The sequence below is a fragment of the Novosphingobium acidiphilum DSM 19966 genome (assembly GCF_000429005.1).
Taxonomy (GTDB): Bacteria; Pseudomonadota; Alphaproteobacteria; order Sphingomonadales; family Sphingomonadaceae; genus Novosphingobium; species Novosphingobium acidiphilum.
Genome location: NZ_AUBA01000001.1, coordinates 75,880 through 94,301, shown reverse-complemented (window position 1 = coordinate 94,301; position 18,422 = coordinate 75,880). Strand labels below are relative to the sequence as shown.

At 63.6% G+C, this 18,422-nt stretch carries 15 protein-coding genes; 2 read left to right on the top strand and 13 right to left on the bottom strand.

All coding sequences use genetic code 11. The annotated features are described in order from the left end of the window. Positions 1-54: 54 nt before the first annotated feature. From G404_RS0100540 to G404_RS0100520, 5 genes are all read right to left on the bottom strand, one after another. A complete protein-coding gene (locus G404_RS0100540; RefSeq protein ID WP_028639345.1) occupies positions 55-1,566 on the bottom strand; it encodes a DUF1800 domain-containing protein in 1,512 nt (503 codons plus the stop codon). Between the two features lie 79 nt (positions 1,567-1,645). Beyond that, positions 1,646-3,226 carry a DUF4139 domain-containing protein gene (locus G404_RS17585; RefSeq protein ID WP_051279997.1) on the bottom strand — a complete coding sequence of 527 codons (1,581 nt, stop codon included), beginning with the start codon at positions 3,224-3,226 and terminating at the stop codon, positions 1,646-1,648. 8 nt (positions 3,227-3,234) lie between these two features. Next, a complete protein-coding gene (locus G404_RS0100530) occupies positions 3,235-4,638 on the bottom strand; it encodes a DUF4139 domain-containing protein (protein ID WP_028639344.1) in 1,404 nt (467 codons plus the stop codon). A gap of 112 nt (positions 4,639-4,750) precedes the next feature. After that, positions 4,751-6,190, bottom strand: coding sequence for a hypothetical protein (locus tag G404_RS17580; RefSeq protein WP_051280020.1), 1,440 nt, complete (start codon positions 6,188-6,190; stop codon positions 4,751-4,753). Positions 6,191-6,234: 44 nt separating this feature from the next. Continuing rightward, complete coding sequence (locus G404_RS0100520) at positions 6,235-8,421, bottom strand: GumC family protein (RefSeq protein ID WP_036519890.1); 2,187 nt, start codon at positions 8,419-8,421, stop codon at positions 6,235-6,237. Positions 8,422-8,985: 564 nt separating this feature from the next. On the opposite strand from G404_RS0100520, the gene G404_RS0100515 reads away from it, so the two are divergent. Both G404_RS0100515 and G404_RS20575 read left to right on the top strand, forming a co-directional pair. Beyond that, entirely contained in the window at positions 8,986-9,561 is a 576-nt protein-coding gene (locus G404_RS0100515; protein WP_028639342.1) for a polysaccharide biosynthesis/export family protein, read from the top strand. Positions 9,562-10,170: 609 nt separating this feature from the next. After that, positions 10,171-10,317 (top strand): hypothetical protein, encoded by a 147-nt coding sequence (locus G404_RS20575; RefSeq protein WP_169719662.1) that lies wholly within the window; start codon positions 10,171-10,173, stop codon positions 10,315-10,317. Positions 10,318-10,374: 57 nt separating this feature from the next. On the opposite strand, the gene G404_RS0100505 is transcribed toward G404_RS20575, so the two are convergent. The 8 genes from G404_RS0100505 to G404_RS17575 all read right to left on the bottom strand — a co-directional run bounded on the left by G404_RS0100505 (position 10,375) and on the right by G404_RS17575 (position 18,328). Next, positions 10,375-11,013, bottom strand: a complete 639-nt coding sequence (locus tag G404_RS0100505; RefSeq protein WP_245584322.1) for a sugar transferase — start codon at positions 11,011-11,013, stop codon at positions 10,375-10,377. A gap of 307 nt (positions 11,014-11,320) precedes the next feature. Continuing rightward, positions 11,321-11,596 carry a hypothetical protein gene (locus tag G404_RS0100500; protein ID WP_245584321.1) on the bottom strand — a complete coding sequence of 92 codons (276 nt, stop codon included), beginning with the start codon at positions 11,594-11,596 and terminating at the stop codon, positions 11,321-11,323. Positions 11,597-11,700: 104 nt separating this feature from the next. Then, complete coding sequence (locus tag G404_RS0100495; RefSeq protein ID WP_028639339.1) at positions 11,701-12,483, bottom strand: NUDIX hydrolase; 783 nt, start codon at positions 12,481-12,483, stop codon at positions 11,701-11,703. A gap of 407 nt (positions 12,484-12,890) precedes the next feature. Then, on the bottom strand, positions 12,891-13,226 hold the full coding sequence (gene grxD, locus G404_RS0100490) for a Grx4 family monothiol glutaredoxin (RefSeq protein ID WP_028639338.1): 336 nt from the start codon (positions 13,224-13,226) through the stop codon (positions 12,891-12,893). A 38-nt stretch (positions 13,227-13,264) separates the two neighbouring features. Further along, entirely contained in the window at positions 13,265-13,507 is a 243-nt protein-coding gene (locus G404_RS0100485) for a BolA/IbaG family iron-sulfur metabolism protein (RefSeq protein ID WP_028639337.1), read from the bottom strand. Next, positions 13,507-13,830 carry a DUF1476 domain-containing protein gene (locus tag G404_RS0100480; protein ID WP_028639336.1) on the bottom strand — a complete coding sequence of 108 codons (324 nt, stop codon included), beginning with the start codon at positions 13,828-13,830 and terminating at the stop codon, positions 13,507-13,509. Before G404_RS0100480 ends, G404_RS0100485 begins: the two co-directional genes overlap by 1 nt. Before the next feature lie 76 nt (positions 13,831-13,906). Then, positions 13,907-16,165 (bottom strand): prolyl oligopeptidase family serine peptidase, encoded by a 2,259-nt coding sequence (locus G404_RS0100475; RefSeq protein WP_245584320.1) that lies wholly within the window; start codon positions 16,163-16,165, stop codon positions 13,907-13,909. Between the two features lie 51 nt (positions 16,166-16,216). Continuing rightward, a complete protein-coding gene (locus G404_RS17575; protein ID WP_051279996.1) occupies positions 16,217-18,328 on the bottom strand; it encodes a prolyl oligopeptidase family serine peptidase in 2,112 nt (703 codons plus the stop codon). Between the last annotated feature and the right edge of the window lie 94 nt (positions 18,329-18,422).

The following is an 18,422-nucleotide window of genomic DNA, read 5'->3' as shown; positions in this document are numbered from 1 at the left end:
AGGTACACAGTGGGCCGATGGGCCGGGGGTGCGGGGTGGCGAGTGGTTCCAACATCAGCGCCGCATGAATTCGGGGCTGGCAAGCAGCAGCATGTTCCATTGTTGCGACGATCCGGCATGGTCGAGCACAGCGCGCGTCTGCGGGCCGATCGCACGGTCAAACCCTGCAAACCACAATGCGTTCTGCAATTGCGGAAATGCTGGTTCGTCGCCCCCGCCCGGGTCGCGCGATTTGAACAGGCCGGCCGATCCGTTGCCGATTGCCTTGGCGATTTCAAAGCGCGTCTCCATCTGGCCAGGTCCGGTCCAGGCAGAGGCTTCAAGCGGCCAGCCATCAGGCGTTTCGCGTCCATAGGCCGCCTCGTCCATGCGTTTCAGCCAGTTGATGATCGGGTCGGCGTTGCGGATCACGCGTCCGCCATAAGCATAGCGCACTGCCGACAGCACATAGTGCACAGGATCCTTGAAACCCTGTCCCAGCGATGCGCGGAATTCGTCGGACCGCAGGACCACATCGACCACCTGCGCGATCGTGCCGTCGCTCGCCTGCCATTCGGCGGTCATCGCGTTCAACAGCGCAGGGCCGGGTTCATGCCCCAGCAGAAACAGCGCCAGTTTGCGCGACACATGGTTGCGCGTGGCAGGCTGGCTGGCCAGGATGTCGATCGCGCGCTGCACCTCGGCAAAACCCTGGCCCCGGATCGTCTGGCCCAGCAGCACTTTGTCGCCAAAGTCGTGGCGGTTTGGATTGAATTCGAACAGACCCTGGCGAACATAATACGGCGCCTTGTCCGGCCCCAGATGCGGCGCATCGGGGGTCAGCCGCACGCCCACACCGGTCAGCACGCGCGCCAGTTCCTGGACATCCTTCTGTGTATAGCCCGACCCCACCCCCATGGTGTGCAATTCCATGATTTCGCGCGCATAGTTTTCATTGATGTGGCCGCCTGCATTCTGTTCGTTGTCAAGGTATTGCAGCATCGCGGGCTGGGTTACCGTGGCGGCCAGCAGATCGCGGAATTTGCCCAGCGCATGGGCGCGCAGGGTATCATCCCAACCGCCCAGCATGGCCCGGATTTCGCGCTTTTGTGCATGCAGGCTGAAATGGTTGGCCCAGAACCAGGTCAATTGTTCGCCCAGTTGCGCCGGAGAATACAGCGCCCGCAGGATGTCGCGCGTCTGCACTTCGCGATACAGATCGCCCATCTCGCCCTGCCAGAGCTTGTCTGCGGCGGCCCTGGCATCGGGGTCGGTCATCGCGTTGATCGCGCGGCGGCGCTCGACCATGGTCATGACCAGATCTGCCATCGGCTGACGGCTGATCCGCATCGCGGCGATCGCCTGTGCTGCGGCGGGCGGCAGGGCGGCGTTGATCGGCACCGCCAGCGCGGCGGCGGGCTCGCCCGCTGGAAGCGACGGCTCATCACCGCGCGGCCCCCAACTCAATCGTTCAGCCAGGTGCAACCGCGCCGGTACAGGTGATGCATCGGCAGCGCGCGCGCCGCCTGCCACAAGCGTCAGGCAGGCCAGCGCCAGACATGTTGAACCAGGGCGAGACTTGATCATGGGTGCATCATCCCGAAGCTGTTGGGGATGATGTAGGCCACCAAAGTTTAGCGGCAGGTGAACCGCAATCGCAACATGCCTATTGCCGGTAAAGTTCGACCGGCACTTGCCGGGCTTCGCCCGCGCCCAGCGCGATGGTCATCGTTGGCACACCGTCGATCTTGGCGACTTTCGCCCAGGCGTCGGTCGGAACCCAGCCATACGGACTGAACAGCCGCAACGCCACTGTCGCTGCCTTGCCCGATGCATTGGTCAGTGTGACGCGATAGCGCGACTGCCGCCTGTCTGCCGTTGCGGGAACGCGCGCCCATGCAAACGTGATGTCACCGGCCGATCCGATGGGCAGATCGCGTTTTTCGCCCTCGGCTGTATCGCTCAAGCCGGGTTCGCCCAGGACCATGTCCTGGCCCGCCTGTTGCTGCTCGATCAGCACCGCACCCGATGGCAGCGGCAGGCCCAGGCCGTGTTGCTTGTCATTGGTCAGGTGCAGCATGATCGTGACCGGTTGTGGTGGCGCAATGTCCTGCCCCGGGAACAGGCGCAGATCGGCGCGGTAATCGGCGGAAAAAGATACCGCCGCCTGCGCGATCAACCGCGTCTGCTTCATCTGCCGGGCGGCAATCGTCGTGCGTTCGCCCAGCCGATAGAGTTTCAGATCGCCCAGTTGTTCGGGCGGCGGCGGCGGTGCAGGTGCCGCCAGCATCATTGCCGGCGCGACCAGATAATCCGCTTTGCGGCGTTGCGCGCTGACAATGATTTCCTGGCTGACCGCATCGTCGGCATGCCACGGATGCACCAGTTGATAGGGCCGGCCCGGCTTTTCGGGAATGTCGCTGGTCTTGGCCATCGGCCAGCAGCGCGCGATCACGCGCGGCGCGGCATGCAGGTATTGCCGCACATAGGCCCGGTTCAACCCGCCCGCCACGATCTGCGTCTGCGCATCGGTCAGGCTGACCCCATTGCCATTGGCCAGCGTGATCCATCCGGTCAGGTCAAGCGTTTTGCCATCGCTGCCGATCCGCGCGATATAATTGGCATTCCAGTCGAAATTTTCGGCGATATAGGTCAGCGTGATCCGCGCGTGGACCGCCCTGGCCGATCGGGTCAGCACCGACAGTGTCGGCTGGGCAAAAAGACCGTCGCCCGTGCCCGAATATTGAAACGTCTCTGCCAGGCCATCACAGCGCAGCGCCTCGTTCCCGGCGGCGCTGGCAAAGACCACACCCTGATCGCTGGCCGACACGATCCGCGCCGGGGTCACCGTGATCCTGCCGGTCTTGCGATCGGTACGGCGCAACTCTACCGCGCGCCCGACGCTGGCACGCAGCAGCGCCGAGGGCGACAGCAGTGCGTCGTCGCGGTTCTTTTCGATCACCCCGCCCGGCAGTCCCGACACCAGCGACGATTCGGCAACGATCCCGTCGGCAACGCCGGTGAATGACAGCCGCGCCCGCCCTTCGGGCAGAACGACATCGCGCGTTTCGGTAATCACCGCAAAGCCGTGCAATTGCGACAGCGTCAGCTGCCCGCCATTGCGCCCCGGTGCGCGGTAGATCGTGACAGACCGGTCGACCGGTGCCGAGGCAATTACATCGCGCACCGGTTGCGCCGCGGCGGGCCACACAGCCGCCCATGTCAGACCCAGCGCCAGCCAGCGCATCGTACGGGTTACCAGCGGGTTTCGAAAGTGGCGGTCACGTCGATCTTGCCATTGGCGGGCACCGGCACCTGCCATTGCGCAGAGCCGGCATCGGGCCGGGTATGCGGCAGGCTTTCGCTTTCCACTTTGACATCGCCCCACAACCCGTTCTGGACCAACTGCACTGTCACCGGCGCGGGCAGAGCATTGGTCAGGGTGTAACGCATCAGCGTGCGCCAATGGCCATTGCCCAGCCGCGTCCGGCTTTCCACCACGGGTTTGACTTTTACATCAAAGGCATCGCCTGTGGAAATTGACAGGCGCGATCCCATTGGCGTGTGCGCGATGGCGTGTTCGCCAATGAACTGCGCCTGGCCTTTGGCATCGCGCAGATAGAACCGTACGATCCCGGCGGGCAATTGATCGCCCAGCCCTGCCTTGCTGCCGGTTGAAAACTGATAGACCGTGGCCGCGCTCAACGGCTGGCCACTGGTCTGCAACCATCCCAGCCGCATTTCATACCCGTGCGTGGCAGGCGCGCCGTGCACATCGAGAAAGCTGACCTGCTTGGTCTGCATATTGGCCACGGTGGTGCGTTCGGCCAATGGATAGAGGTAATAATCGCCCAGCCTTTGCCGCGCGCCGCTTTCGGTGCCGGCCTCGGCCATCGTTGCCTCGCCATCGGGGGCGTCGGTGGGGATGCCCTGATACCCCTGCCCGATCAGGCGCGGATTGCCCGCCACCAGAACGGTATTCGCATCGCGGTAGGTCGTGCCCGAATTGTTGGTCAGCGTAACCCAGCCCTGCACATCGATCTGGCCTTTGGCCTCGTCGAACAGGGCAACATAATCGGCGCGCCACCCCAGCCCCGGCGTCAGATAGCGCAAGGTTGCCGGTCGTGTGCCGGCCCTGGCATCCACCATGACCGACAACGTGGGATCGGCCCGCATGTTTTCGGGCACGTGGTCAAAGATCACCCGGACCGGCAGGCCATCATCGCGCAAGACCTCGATCCGGCTGCCGATCTGCAAAACCACGCCTCCGTTGGCCGCCAGAATTTTGGCGGTTTCGCGCGTTTCGGCGCCATTGGCGGGATTGGTGCGCACCAAAGTCACCGTTTCGCCCACCGCGTTTTCCATGATCTTGGCGGGGCTCAACAGGTCGTAATCAAAGTTCTGTTCAATCACCTGCATGTCCGCGGCAACCAGTGCTGCGGTTTCGGGCCGGATCTGCCCCGAAACATTGCGAAATTCGATTTTCTGGCGGCCGCCGGCAAACACGATGCTGCGCACATCCTGCACCAGCGCCTGGTTGTTGGCATAGATCGTGACCGACACGTCCCCTTGCGCCGAAGGCGCGTCGATCGGCGCCGCCTGGGCAACCGGGGCCGTCATTCCCATCGCCAGCGCTGCCCAGCCTGCTGCACGTGTCATACCGCTGCCCCATCCCGCCGATTGATCCGGGTTTCAGACTGCAAGCCTGGCGTCCGCAGGCATACCCCGGTGCGGCCATGCGCCCCGCCTGCACGGCAGTCGGATGCACGGGTCAGGCCAGCACCGCCACCGGCGACAGGTCCAGCACAGGACGGGCCGCGTGGCGCGCCGATCGCCCGCGCAAGGCGAGCGCGGCCCCGCTCAACAGCGCAAAATCGCTGCCGGGATCGCAACTGGGTGCGTTGATGCCGGCGACAACCAGCGCCATCAGCATTGCCCAGGCGCAGGCCCCAGCCACCGCCAGATCGGGATCGCTGGCCGGAACATAGGTCGACCAGCGCAGCGGCTTGAACGCGATCAGCGCATGCGCCAGCAGCGCAAGCGCGCCCACAGCGCCGACGCATCCGATCACCGCCGTAAACAGGCTGGACGAACGAAAGCTGCCCGGGCCAACGCCGATGCCATAGGTTCCGATAAACGCGTGATAGCCCTGCAGTGCCCAGAACCGCCGCTGAATGCCCGATTCCGATGACAGCTTGTCAACCAGGATATGCTGCGAAAACAGCATGATCCGATCAACCAGTTGCGGCTGCCACAACAGCACGAGCGAACCCGCGACCACCGCGCCCAGCCCCAGCACCGCCAGCCACAGCGCGCGATCGGCAGGCATCGCGCCGGGCACGAACAGACTGCGCAAGCCCACCAGGCCAAACCATGCCGCCAGCCCGACATAGGCCGTGGTCGCAGTGCTGGCCAACAACGCCGCGCCCAGGCACGCCGCGGCTGTTCCTGTCAGCCATGGATTCACCCGGCGCAACCAGCATTCGGCCAGAAACACGAACCAGATCACGCCAAACGCCGCATATGTCGATGGTTCGGTCGAAATGCCCGACATCCGCGAGATGCCTTCGACGTCCTGTGTCAGTTGCGCATAGCTGCCATTGCGAAAAAAACCGAGCACATCATTGATCGCCGTGCCCCGCCCCACCACCGACAGCACACCGAATAGGCAATGCACGATGCCCACCAACACCATCGTGCGCACCAGCGTCATGCGCCCCGCAGGCGCCTTGCACGCCACATGCGCCACCGTTGCCGCCACCAGTGTACCGACCAGATAAATCGACGACGTCATGTTCTGCGGGCTGGGTTCAAAGCTGCGCGTGGCCAGCAGAAAACTCAGCCGGCTGGTATACGTTGCCCCGGTTTCGGCGCGCAGCGGCGCAAATGCGAATTGGCCGGCGAACAGCCGTGGCCCGGCAAACGCCATGACCAGCCCATAGACAACGAATACCAGCAGCCAGCCATTGGCCTCTACCGCATGCACTGTCGCGCGCATCTGCCCCGATCCCGGCACAACCAGGCGCATGGCCATGAACAACAGCGCGAAATCGATCGGCGGGATCGACGAACCCGAGGCCAGCACGATCGCCGCAGAGCCGGAAAACAGCGTGGTGACCAGCAGAAAGGCAAACATCGCCTCAACACTGCCCGCCAGCAACAGCACCAGACCGAACAGGACCTGGATCGCACCTATGATTGTCAATTGCATCAGACACATCCCGTCAGGATTTCAGGCCGGGCCCTTGTGCAGTATCAGGCGTAATAGCGGCGATAGCTGTGGTAAAACGCATCCTGGCCATAGCCAAAGCGCGCCTGGCGCCGCATGTCGACACGGGTCAGCGCGACACCGGCCAATTGCACGCGGTTGCCCGGCAACAGCCGCAACGCCGCACGCAATGCACTGTCGGGAGTCTTGCGCCAGCGGACGACAAACACCGAGGCATCAGCCTTGCCCAGCACCAGCCGTGCGTCCGCGATCGGCAGCACTGGCGCGGTGTCGATGATCACCGCGTGAAACTGCGCGCGCGCCGCATCGAGCAGACGATCCATCTCGTCCCCGGTCAACAGCTCCGAGGCCTGGTTTGAACGGGTGGAGACCGGCAGGATCGACAGGCCTGTGGCCGGGTCGACGACCACCGCATCCTGCAACGCAACTTCGCCGCGCAAGACTTCGATCAGACCGGGCCGACCTTCACGATCGGGCACGAATTCACTGACGCCCTGACGGCGCAGATCGCAATCGATCAGCAGCACCCGGTCCCCCGAAGCGGCCATCGATCGCGCCAGACAGATCGAGGTGGTCGTCTTGCCTTCATCGGGCAAGGACGAGGTAATGGCGATGATCCGCGCCTTGGTCGTGTTCATCGCGATCGAGGCGCGCAACGAACGAAAGCTTTCGGCAAAGGCCGAACGCGGGCTTTCGATCAGGGCTTGCGCCGGATCACGCGTGCCGGCCCGCGCCATGACCGAGGACAACGACGGGATCGTGCCCAGATAGCGCACGCCCAGTCGCTGTTCGATATCATCGCCCGTGGTGATGCCGGTATAATTTAATTCAGCCAGAAAGGCCGCAGCGATGCCCAGGCCCAGCCCCACGGCGAGCGACAGGATCAGATTGATCAGCACATGCGGGCTGTCGGGCACGAGCGGCACGCTGGCGGGGTGCAGCATGTCGGCATCGGCCTGTTCAGTGCCTTCGCGCGCGGTCAGTTCTTTGTACCGGTTGAGATAGCTTTCATACAGCGCGTTCGAAGTTTCGGATTTCTTTTCAAGATCCTGAAGGCCCGTCTTGGCCGAATTGCTGCGCGCAAACGCCCCGCGCGATACCGACAGGGATCCCGTTAGCGAGCCGAGCCGTTGTTGCGAGGCGTTGGCCTTTGCCTCAAGCCCCGCGATCACCCGACGGGTTTCCCCGGCCACTTGTTCGTTGATTGCGCGCAAGGCGGCGCGCGCCTTGATCACGTCCGGGTGCAACGCGCCATAGCGTGCCTCAAGCGCGGCAAGTTCGCCGGCGGCGGTCGATTGCTGGGCGCGCAAGGCCGCAATTGCCGGCGAGGCCACGGTTTCACCGACATTGCCGCCGGTGGCCAGTTGCTGGCGCGCCGCGTCGAGCCGCGCACCGTCTTCGGCAGCTTCGGCGCGCGCCTGTGCCATACCCTGGTTGTAGGACGAGATTTCCTGCTCGGTCAGCGCCCCCTGGTTGGTGCTGAGCAGATTGTGCGCAATGCGATAGGCCTGTTCCGCAGCACTGTCGGCCAGCGCCTGGTTGCGCAGCTGGTCGAGCCGGGCAGCGATCAGCGCGGTCGTCTGGCGTGCATCTTCGCGCTTGGCGTTGAGCGCGCCGCGCGTGAACTGTTCGGCAAAGGCATTGGCGATGGTTGCGGCCTGCGCCGCACTCGGGCTGTCGACGGTGATGCCGATGTCGTAGGTCGAACCGATCCGCTGCACCGACAGATGCCTGTGCAGAAATTCGATCGCCGCCGCGTGCTGACCGGCCGGGGGGGCGTCGGCCGTGACGGCCGGGTCGCGATCGAGCCGCAGGCGCGCAATCACCGCGTTGATGTTTTCGCTCGACGTTACTTGCGCCACTTGCGTGTCGACAAAGGCGTCGTTGGGTGCCTGCTGGTCGACGATGCGGTCGTTGCTGCTGGTCGGCGCAATCGCCACCGTCTTGTTGTTGAGCGTGACATCGGCATGCGCGACATAGATGCGGGGCTGGACCGCAGTGACCACCGCACCCAGCGCCAGCGCGCTGCCCAGCACCGAAACGAACAGCCCCGAGCGGCGCCGGAAAATGCCGACCAGAAACTTGAGATCGATCCGGTCACTACCCGCAGCCGAGGTCGTGCGGGTTTCGACGAGCCGTGCCGGCATGACGTCACCCAGCCCCCGGTACGCACCGACTGCGCTTGATTCCAGTGTGTTGACGGCCGTGCTCACCCGTTGTGCTCCTTCGCTGGCGGTGCGCGGGTGTTGCGCCAGGCAAAATGCCCGCACGCGTTCCCGAACCCGGCGGATGCATGGCATCCGTCGCCTTTGGTGCCCCCCGGACCAGACGACTGCCGGGCTGCGAAGATCAGACTAGGCAGGCTGGGCCGCCAAGAAAGCCCAAGCATATCCGCAGCGGAGCGAAAGCACCGCCAAAGCCGTGCCGCAGCGGAACCGGCTGTGGCGACAGGTGCCACCCGGGCCCTGCCCCACATGCGATCGATACGCGCGATGCCGCGCCTCAGAACTGGGCAAAAACCCTAAGCATCGGCGCCAGGCGCGTTGCCATGCGGGCGCGGCAGGCACGACTTTGGCAGAGCATCGCGATGATCGCCCACTGGTCCAGCCGACGCTGAATAGGTCCAAGGCGGATTTTTCGTTACGGCGCGCGCAATTGAGCTTTTGGTCGGTGGGAATAGAACCGGGGGCACGGTGGTCGCCGCCAGGGCACGGTATGCGTTGAACCTGGCCGACGCCGTCATTGCATGGCCATTTTCGGAACACATGGGGACAAACATGGGCAAATTGATGCGTACGGTTGCTGCGGCAATCATGATCCTGCCGTTTCTGTCAGGCTGCGCGCAGGAACGGATCGCGCCATTGGTCATCACCGGTCCGACATCGGGGTTGGCGGCGTATCATCTGGGCGCCGGCGACAAATTGCGGATCACGGTCTACAACGAACCCGCGCTGACCGGCGAATACAGCGTGACGCCGGCCGGCGCTGTGGCCTTTCCGCTGATCGGCCCGGTCGATGCCGCCAATCGCACGATCGACCAGGTGTCTGCCGATATCGTCCATCGGCTTGACACCGGATACGTTCACGATCCGCGGGTAAGCATCGAAGTGCTGAACTTTCGTCCGTTTTACATCCTGGGAGAAGTGAACAAGCCGGGCGAATACCCCTATTCCGCGGGACTGACCGTGGAAAAGGCGGTGGCCCTGGCGGGCGGGTTTACCTATCGCGCCAACAGCCGCGTGGTCTTTCTGCGCCGCAACGACAGACCGGAGGAAGGCAGTGTTGCGTTGCGCGGGGCACCGGTCGGCGTGCAACCCGGCGACACGATCCGTATCGGCGAACGCTATTTCTGAAGCCGGCCGAATGACGCCCGGTGCCCGAGTAACAGCCGCGGCGCAGCGCATGCAACGCCCTGCCCGCGTTTTCGCGACACAGGATCGGCTGCGATGGAACCGGCCCTGGATGTCCGCGTTGGTGGATTGTCTGTGGATAACGCATCCAGTCTGGAGAGAACCAGGATGTAATGAGCACCTGCTTTGGCAAATGTTTGCGCTGAACCCGCTGTTCAATCCGTCATAAATTGATCAAATTTTGGCCATTGTGATGCACTGCGCAATACAAATAGTGTTGGAATTACACTGAATGTCGGCTCGGTTCTGCCAAGTACGCTGCACCTGCACAATTGTCACACAACCCGCGCAGCGCGACCATCACGGATCACCGGACGGACAAGTTGCTGATCCTTATACATATTGAAAAAATGTGGTTGAGTGATTAACTAAATATTGCGGTTTCAACGTTAGCACGGTGCAACCGTTAAACAGTGCAACAAAGGGCCGCAGCGCGGTAGGGTTGCATACAAGACGGCAATGGGTGGCCCGGTTTACGGGCCCGAGGAAAAGATGCCGCAAGTGTCGCCAATAAGCTGCGTAAAAAAGCGTGGCACATCGTAGGGACGCAGTATGGAAAAGGTAATCTGGAGCGATAATTCGTTCGACTATGGCGCCAACCGGGCGGATGCCGGCGGGCTTGATGCAGCGCGCGGCCTGATCATCGGGCTTGCCATCAGCCAGGTGTTCTGGCTGGCCGTCGCCTACTTTTTTCTTTGATCCGGCGTATTGTGCCGGCGCAATCACAGCATGGCAGGTGATTGCCGTGGTTGATTGCTACCACGCCCCCTTGCCGGCAAAGACTGCCGGTACTGTGCGTGCCAGGATCAGCAGATAGAGCCGCAGCGAACGTGCGCGCGCAAATGCCACGTCGAATGCCACGCGCCGCCGATACGATGTTTCGGCCCGGCGCTGCACCTGCCACAATCCGGTAACGCCAGGACGCACCTGACAATAGATCGCAAAATGGCGGCCGTATCGGGGGATTTCGGATTCCACGATCGGCCTTGGCCCGACCAGGCTCATGGACCCCATCAGCACGTTGAACACCTGGGGCAGTTCGTCGAGGCTGGTGCGGCGTAAAAATCGCCCGATCGGGGTGACGCGCGGATCGCGCCGCAATTTCTGGCAGCTTTGCCATTCCGCCCGTGCCGCCGGATCGCGATCGAGCAGAGCGCGCAGCTGTGCATCGGCATCGGCGGCCATGGTGCGAAATTTCAGGCAGGCAAAACGCCGACCGTTGCGCCCCACCCTGCGGTGCGCAAACAGCACCGGGCCCGGCCCGGACAGTTTTACCGCCAGCGCCACCAGCACCATGACCGGCAATGCCAGGATCAACACCAACAGTGCCCCCGCCACGTCAAAGGCGCGGATCACGCCATCTTCGGCAAACCGCGCGGTCCGCCCGGCACGCACCGGATAATGCCGCACAACTGGCCTGCCATGGGCCGATCGCGACACCATCGCCCCGGTATTGGCCCTGCCCCGTATGGAAACGGTATCGTGATGCGCCGATTCATCCGACGAAGTCGCCGTTTCCGGCAAGGGCGTCGGGGCCGCAACAGAGGCGGGCATTCGCATGCGCAACGGGTGTCTCCCTCATCGTGATCCGAACGGCGTGGCATGACCGAACCAGGCAACGATGAAGGGCAACCGGCCGATGGTCAGCGAACGATAGACCCGGGACGGTTCGATTTGGACGGCGTTACGTGCCGATGCAGCATTATCGAAAATATCCGAGCAGCCAGAAGATGCCGCACCACAGCCCACCAGACGCGGCCAGCGGAATCGTCAGCCGCAACCAGCCGGGATACAACGCGGTTGCAGGCTCTGGTGTGCTTTCGGCAAATGACCACAGGTTTTGCTGCATGCGGTGGACCGGCGATGCGACAAACGCGTCATGATCGGCCGCCAGACGGGTCCGCACGCCCGGGTCGTCAAGATCTTCGGGAAGATAGCGGAACTTGCGCAACGGCATGACAGTCACCTCAACTGCCATGACGTTACGCGCGGGCACTTAAATCGGGGCGCCTCGTAGATAGGGAACTTTACGCATGGGACGCCGATGCGCACGCGCGCCTGGTCTATTCATTATCGAGCATTCTATCCCCGTGCAGCGCTTTCCAACGGTTCACCGTCCACCGGGTATCCGGCGTCGGCGGGGATCACCAGCCACGGCACCCCTTGTCGCTGTTCCATCCACGGCGATATTGTCCGGATCGGCGTTGCCAGCGCATGGGCCCGGGCAGCGTTGAAATCGGGCCACTGCGCCAGCCGTTCAAGATTGCGCCGGGTGGGAAAGATCACCTTGATCCGCCCGGAGTCGGCAAAATCAAGCGCCGCCCTTGCCGTTGCCCAGAACAAGTGCCGATTTTCAGTGGCATCAACCACAAGGTCAAGCGCCCCGGTACCGACATCGGCAAGGTAGAAACGCGTGTCATACACGCGGATTTCGCGGTGGCGCGGCCACCACCGGGCAAACGGGACAAGGCTGTCCCAATCGATGCTCCAGCCCTCGGCCGCCAGGATCATGCCAAGACTGTCACCTGCCAGCAGACGCTGGCGCGCTGCGATCGCACGGTCGGCGGTGACGGTTCCTTTTACACCGATGATCAGCCCGCTTTCCTCAAGCGTTTCGCGCACTGCGGCCACCCTGGCGGCGGCATCGTCGGGATCAAGCGCGGCCGCACCGGGCGCACGGCTTGCAAATTCGCGGTCGGCCTTGTCCACCGCACCGCCCGGAAAGACCGTGGCCCCACCGGCAAACGCCATCGTTCCCGATCGTTCGAGCAGCAGCAGTTCGGGCGGGCCACCGTCGGCATTGCGTCTGAACACAACCACGGTCGCTGCGGGCCGTGCCGGCGGCACATCCTCTGACAATTCCATCAGGCCAATCCATTATCATTCTGGTTGGGCCTACGATGGTCCGCCGGGACGGTCTTGCCAAGAGGCTGTGACGGGCAGGAGCGCTTTAAATTGACCCCTGTCGGATCGTTTTACACAAGCCCTGACAATCACGGAGAAGGCCCCACCGAATTTGCCGAATTTGCGGCTCTTTGAGCATTTGGCACGGGTCATGCATATCAATCGATGTCCCTAGATGCCCCATAGTCTTGAGGCGAAGCCAGTCCCCAAGTTTCCGGCTTCGCCTCATGCCCCGGACCGAATTCCTGCCGGTGTCCCCCCGGCCCGTTCATGTCCCCAAATTGAAAAAGCGGCCCTTGCGCAAGCAAGGGCCGCTTTTTCAATGCGTGCATCCGGCACAAACCTGCCGGCCGACTGCAATTGCCGGCCTAGGCGCGCGCGACACCCGCCTCTGCAACCAGTTGCTCAAGCTCGCCGGCTTCGTACATTTCCATCATGATGTCGGACCCGCCGACAAATTCGCCTTTGACATAAAGCTGGGGGATCGTCGGCCATTCGGAAAAGTCCTTGATCCCGCCGCGGATTTCCATGTCCTGCAACACGTCGACGCTGGCATATTCAACGCCGAGACGTTCCAGGATGGCCACTGCACGGCTGGAAAATCCGCATTGCGGAAACAGCGGCGTGCCTTTCATGAACAGGACGACATCGTTGCTCTGGACGATCTGCGCGATGCGGGCGTGCGTGCTGCTGGTGTCGGACATGATGGGGTATGGCGCTCCTGAAACGGGACAATCGGCTGTTATGCGGCAGAAATGGGCACGGCCGTGGTCAATTGCAAGGCGTGGAGCACCCCGCCCATACGGCCGCCCAGCGCGGCATAGACCGCCTTGTGCTGGGCAATGCGGCTTTGACCGCGAAAAGCTGCCGACACGACATGCGCGGCATAATGATCGCCGTCGCCTGCCAGATCGGTGATCGTTACCTCGGCATCGGGCAATGCGGCGCGGATCAACGCGGCAATGTCATCTGCGACCATGGCCATCAGACTTCACCCATCAGTTGCCGGCGCGCTTCGACCGCCGTGCTTTCCAGCGCCTTGCGCACATCGGCTTCGGACACATCGATCCCGGCCATCAGCAGATCGCCCAGCACCTTGCGGATCACGTCTTCGTCGCCCGCCTCTTCAAATTCGGCCTGCACCACCGCACGCGCATAGCTTTCGGTTTCGGCGGCATCGAGCGCCATGCGTTCGGCAGCCCAATGGCCCAGCAGCTTGTTGCGGCGCGCCTGGATGCGGAACAGAATCTCTGCATTGTGCGCAAACCGGGCCTCTTCGGCGTGTTCGCGATCGTCAAACAGGGTCATCGCGGCGGTCCTTCCAGATGGTCTGTTGTCGCGATAGTGACGCTGCTGCCAAGTCGCAAGCAAAGACCGCGCCCTTTCAGGGTGGCGGTGGGGGCAATCCGGTCCATGCCGCCAGAAACGCCAACACATCGGTCCCGCCGGCAATCAGCTTGTCCACCGGTTTGCCTGCGCCATGCCCGGCATCGCTTTCCACCCGCAGCAAGTGGGGCCGATCGCCCGTCGCATTTGCCTGCAACGCAGCAACATATTTGAAGCTGTGGGCTGGCACCACGCGATCGTCGCTGTCGCCGGTGGTTACCAGAATGGCCGGATAATCGGCCCCTGTCCGGATGTTGTGATAGGGCGAATAGGCGCGCAAGGTGCGCCAATCAGCCTCGCGCGCGGGATCGCCGTAATCATCGATCCATGCCCTGCCTTGCGTAAACCGGTCAAACCGCAGCATGTCCATCACGCCCACGTCGGGATTGGCGGCAACAAACAGATCGGGCCGCTGGTTGATCACCGCTGCCACCATCATTCCGCCATTTGAGCCGCCCTGTGCGGCCAGACTGCCCCTGCGGGCAATACCCGCTTCAAGCAGCCATTCGCCGGCCGCGATAAAATCGTCGAAGCTGTTCTGCTTGTTTGCTCCGCGCCCGGCCTGGTACCACGCAGGACCAAGCTCTCCACCGCCGCGCACCGCCGCAACGGCAAACACGCCGCCCGCCTCGAGCCAGGCCATGCGCCACGGCGAATAGCCGGGATTGAGCGCAATATCGAACCCGCCATAGCCATAAAGCAGCGTCGGCGCCGCGGTGCGCGACAGCACCAGCGTGCGTTTGCGGACGATCGTGATCGGCACCATCGTCCCGTCGTGCGAGCGATACTGGCGGTCTTCGATCACGAAATCAGCCGGATCGAACGGTACACTGGCCTGTGCAAATGGTGTGACCTGTCCGCTGCGCAAATCCAGGCGATAGATCGCAGGCGGCTGGTTATAGCTGGAAAACTGATAAAAGGTTTCGGGATCGCCCGGTCGGCCGTTGAACCCGGTGGCCGCGCCGTTGGCAGCGATCGTGATCGCGTGCGCCGGGCGTCCCTGCAGGTCGGTCACCACCGCCACGCGTTGCCCGGCATCGAGATAGGACAGGATCAGCCGATCACCCACGATCCGACCGGCTTCGAGCATCCCGCGCTGTTCGCCGATCACGACACGCGCCCTGGGCCGGACGCCCAAATCGATCTGCACCAACCGGTAGTTTGGCGCGCCATCGTTGGTGACGAACCACAGCCGATTGCCCAGCCCGTCGACCAGTTTCCAGTCGTGATTGATCGGTTCGACCAGCGTCAGCACCGGCCAACGGCCGGCGCGACGCGGTACGCCCAGATCGACCAGATGTATCGCCCGTTGCGGCGCAGTGCCCGCTTCGGTCATGATGACCGCCCAGCGCCCGTCCGAGGTAACTTGCGCCTTGTGGCCCCAGGCGGGATGATCGGGCGTGGCATAGACCTGTTCGTCGGCGTCCTGCGCGGTGCCGATACGATGAAACCACACGGCCTTGTCGTGCAGCGGGGCATGCAGCGTATCGGCGCCGCGCGGCTCCGGATAGCGCGAATACAGAAACCCGCTGTCGCCGACCCAGCCGATCATGGTGTCGTTGGCCCATTCCAGGCGATCGTCGAGCACCACGCCCGATCCGGCATCGATCACCCGGATCGTGCGCCAATCGCTGCCGCCGCGCTGTTCGCCATAGGCGAGATAGTGCCCGCTGCGCGAAGGGGCCCAGATGTCGAGCGCGTAGTCGCCCTGACCGCCGCGGTTGGGATCTAGCAATACCCGATCCCTGCCGTTCAGACCGTCGCGGACGGTGAGCACCGACTGGTTGAGCAAGCCGCTGTTGCGCAGGAAGAAATAGCGATGTCCGGCCTTTTTGGGCAGACTGTAGCGTTCGAAATCGTACAAGGTGCGCAAGGCATGGGCAAAGCGGTCATGCCCGGGCAGGCTATCGAGATACCCGCGCGACAAGGCATCTTCACGCGAGACCCAGTCGGCCACAGCATGATCGCTGTGCAGATCACCCTCCAGCCAGCGCCACGGATCGGCCACCACTTCGCCAAACGCCCGGTCGGCAATGCTGTCGCGATGCGCAAACGGATACCGCACGGCCGGCATCGCCAGCGCGGGTGGGCTGGCATTCGTGGCTGGCACATGGGTGGCCAATGTTTCGACGCCGTCGACCGCGGCCCCACCGCCCGACGCGGCGTCTTTGGCGCAGGCCGGTACGGCCTGCCAGGCCAGCCCGACCATGCCGCACAGCAGCACCCGTTTCAGACGTTTCCATTCCCGCTGCATCATCTTGTCATGCCACGGACTAGCACACCGCGCCTGCGTGCACGAGGGCAAAGCTTACGCAGCTGGGGTCAGCCCGGTCCAGTGCGCCAGAAATGCCTGCACATCGGCGGCTTCGGCAATGACCTTGTCGACCGGTTTGCCGCTGCCGTGGCCGGCGCGGGTTTCGATGCGGATCAGGTGCGGTTTTGGCCCGATGGCGGCGTTCTGCAAGGCGGCCGCATATTTGAAACTGTGCCCGGGCACGACCCTGTCGTCGGTGTCGGCGGTGGTGACCAGGATCGCGGGATAGGCCCGACCGCCACGCACGTTGTGATAGGGCGAATAGCCGCGCAGCACGTGCCAGTCGGCGGCGTTACCGGGATAGCCGTAATCGTCGACCCAGTACCGCCCGGCAGTGAACCGGTCGAACCGCAGCATATCCATCACGCCCACGCCGGGATTGGCCGCGGCAAACAGGTCGGGCCGCTGGTTGACCACCGCGCCCACCAGCAATCCGCCATTGGAATGGCCCTGGATCGCCAGCCCGTCTTTTGGACACAGGCCCTGCGCAATCAGCCACTCGCCCGCCGCAATGCAGTCATCAAACACATTCTGCTTGTGCGCACGCCGGCCGGCATGGTGCCACGCATCGCCATATTCGCCGCCGCCGCGCAAGTTCGCCAGCGCATAGGCCCCGCCGCATTCGAGCCACGCCATGGTGGTGGCCGAAAACCATGGTGACAGCGACACGTTGAACCCGCCATAGCCATAAAGCAGCGTGGGCACCGGCCCGCTGGCATCGGCGCGGCGTACGACAAACATCGGCACTTGCGTGCCATCGCGCGAGGTTACGAAAACCTGTTCTACGCGATAATCGCGGGGCTGGAATGTCAGTTCGGGGGCGCGCCACGCCATTGTCGTCCCGTCGGCCGGATCAAACCGAAGCACGGTATCCGGGGTGGTAAAGCTTGCAAACGACAGATATCCGGCGCGATCGTCCGGCCGTCCGCTGACACCGCCGACAGACCCCAGCCCTGGCAGCGCGATTTCGCCCAGGTCGGCGCCGTCAGGCGTGGCCAGTCGGACCAGCGAACGGGCATCGTGCAGATAGCCCAGCACCAGCCGTTGGCCGACAAGCGCTGCCCATTCCAGTGTGTCATCCTGTTCGTCCACCACCGTGGCAAAGCGCGCGACGCCGGCATCACGCGCCACATCGACGCGCACCACTTTTCGGCGCGGTGCATCGGCGCCCGACACGAACCACAGGCTGTCGCCCAGGCCGTCGATCAGGCTCCATTGCGCAGTCATGTCGGCAATCAACGGATGCACCGGCCCGATCTGCCCGTCGCTGATCGGCGCAATTGCCACGGTGTTCACCGGATCGGTGCCATCGCTGGAATGCACCACCAGCCAGCGCGCATCGCTGGTTGCGCTGGCCACATGGCCCCGCCCCGGCACCTCGGGCGTCGCATGGATCAGCACATCTTCGCTTTGCGCGGTGCCAATGCGATGCAACCAGACGCTTTGATGGTAATTCAGCGCCTGAAATGTATCGTCCTGATCCGGTGCAGGAAATCGTGAATAAATCAGGGCATGATTGCCGATCCACGCCAGCCCTGAAAATTTCACCCATTGCAGCATGTCGGGCAGCACTGTGCCATCGGCCACCCGCACCACCTGCACCGTGCGCCAGTCCGATCCGCCATCCTGCACGCCATAGGCCACCAGGCTGCCATCGTCGCACGGTGTCCAGCTGTCGAGCGCGGCGGCGCCGTCGCCCGCCCAGGTGTTGGGATCAAGCAGCACCCGATCTGCGGCGGACGATGCCGCATCGGCATCGCCCACCCGCAATTGCGACTGGTTCATCAGCCCCGAATTCCAGCGGTGGAACACATGGGCGCCACGCACCACCGGCAGTCCGACCCGTTCGTAATCGATCAAGCGCCGCATCGCCGCAGCAAATGCCGGACGTTCGGGCAAAGCCGCAAGATAGCGTTCGGCAAACCGGCTTTGTTGCCGGACCCACTGCGCAACGCCGTCATCCTGACGAACATCGGCCTCCAGCCAGCGCCACGGGTCGGACACCGTCTGCCCGAACATCTGTTCGTCGAGCGGCACCCTGGGCGAAGCGGGATAGGGGCCAAAGCGGGCGTTCGCGGCAGTTTCGGTCACATCGTGTCCAGTCATCGCGGGTTGTGCCCCCCGGGTACCGGTACCGGCACGGACCAAATGCAAAAAAGGGACGGCGCCCGTCAGCGCCGCCCCCCTATCAAAACCTGCC

What these genes read in the sequence shown, in the direction of transcription:
- G404_RS0100540 (WP_028639345.1), bottom strand. Translation starts at nt 1,566, where the DNA reads ATGATCAAGTCTCGCCCTGGTTCAACATGTCTGGCGCTGGCCTGCCTG.
- G404_RS17585 (WP_051279997.1), bottom strand. Translation starts at nt 3,226, where the DNA reads ATGCGCTGGCTGGCGCTGGGTCTGACATGGGCGGCTGTGTGGCCCGCC.
- G404_RS0100530 (WP_028639344.1), bottom strand. Translation starts at nt 4,638, where the DNA reads ATGACACGTGCAGCAGGCTGGGCAGCGCTGGCGATGGGAATGACGGCC.
- G404_RS17580 (WP_051280020.1), bottom strand. Translation starts at nt 6,190, where the DNA reads ATGCAATTGACAATCATAGGTGCGATCCAGGTCCTGTTCGGTCTGGTG.
- G404_RS0100515 (WP_028639342.1), top strand. Translation starts at nt 8,986, where the DNA reads ATGGGCAAATTGATGCGTACGGTTGCTGCGGCAATCATGATCCTGCCG.
- G404_RS20575 (WP_169719662.1), top strand. Translation starts at nt 10,171, where the DNA reads ATGGAAAAGGTAATCTGGAGCGATAATTCGTTCGACTATGGCGCCAAC.
- G404_RS0100500 (WP_245584321.1), bottom strand. Translation starts at nt 11,596, where the DNA reads ATGGCAGTTGAGGTGACTGTCATGCCGTTGCGCAAGTTCCGCTATCTT.
- G404_RS0100495 (WP_028639339.1), bottom strand. Translation starts at nt 12,483, where the DNA reads ATGGAATTGTCAGAGGATGTGCCGCCGGCACGGCCCGCAGCGACCGTG.
- grxD (WP_028639338.1), bottom strand. Translation starts at nt 13,226, where the DNA reads ATGTCCGACACCAGCAGCACGCACGCCCGCATCGCGCAGATCGTCCAG.
- G404_RS0100485 (WP_028639337.1), bottom strand. Translation starts at nt 13,507, where the DNA reads ATGGCCATGGTCGCAGATGACATTGCCGCGTTGATCCGCGCCGCATTG.
- G404_RS0100480 (WP_028639336.1), bottom strand. Translation starts at nt 13,830, where the DNA reads ATGACCCTGTTTGACGATCGCGAACACGCCGAAGAGGCCCGGTTTGCG.
- G404_RS0100475 (WP_245584320.1), bottom strand. Translation starts at nt 16,165, where the DNA reads ATGATGCAGCGGGAATGGAAACGTCTGAAACGGGTGCTGCTGTGCGGC.
- G404_RS17575 (WP_051279996.1), bottom strand. Translation starts at nt 18,328, where the DNA reads ATGACTGGACACGATGTGACCGAAACTGCCGCGAACGCCCGCTTTGGC.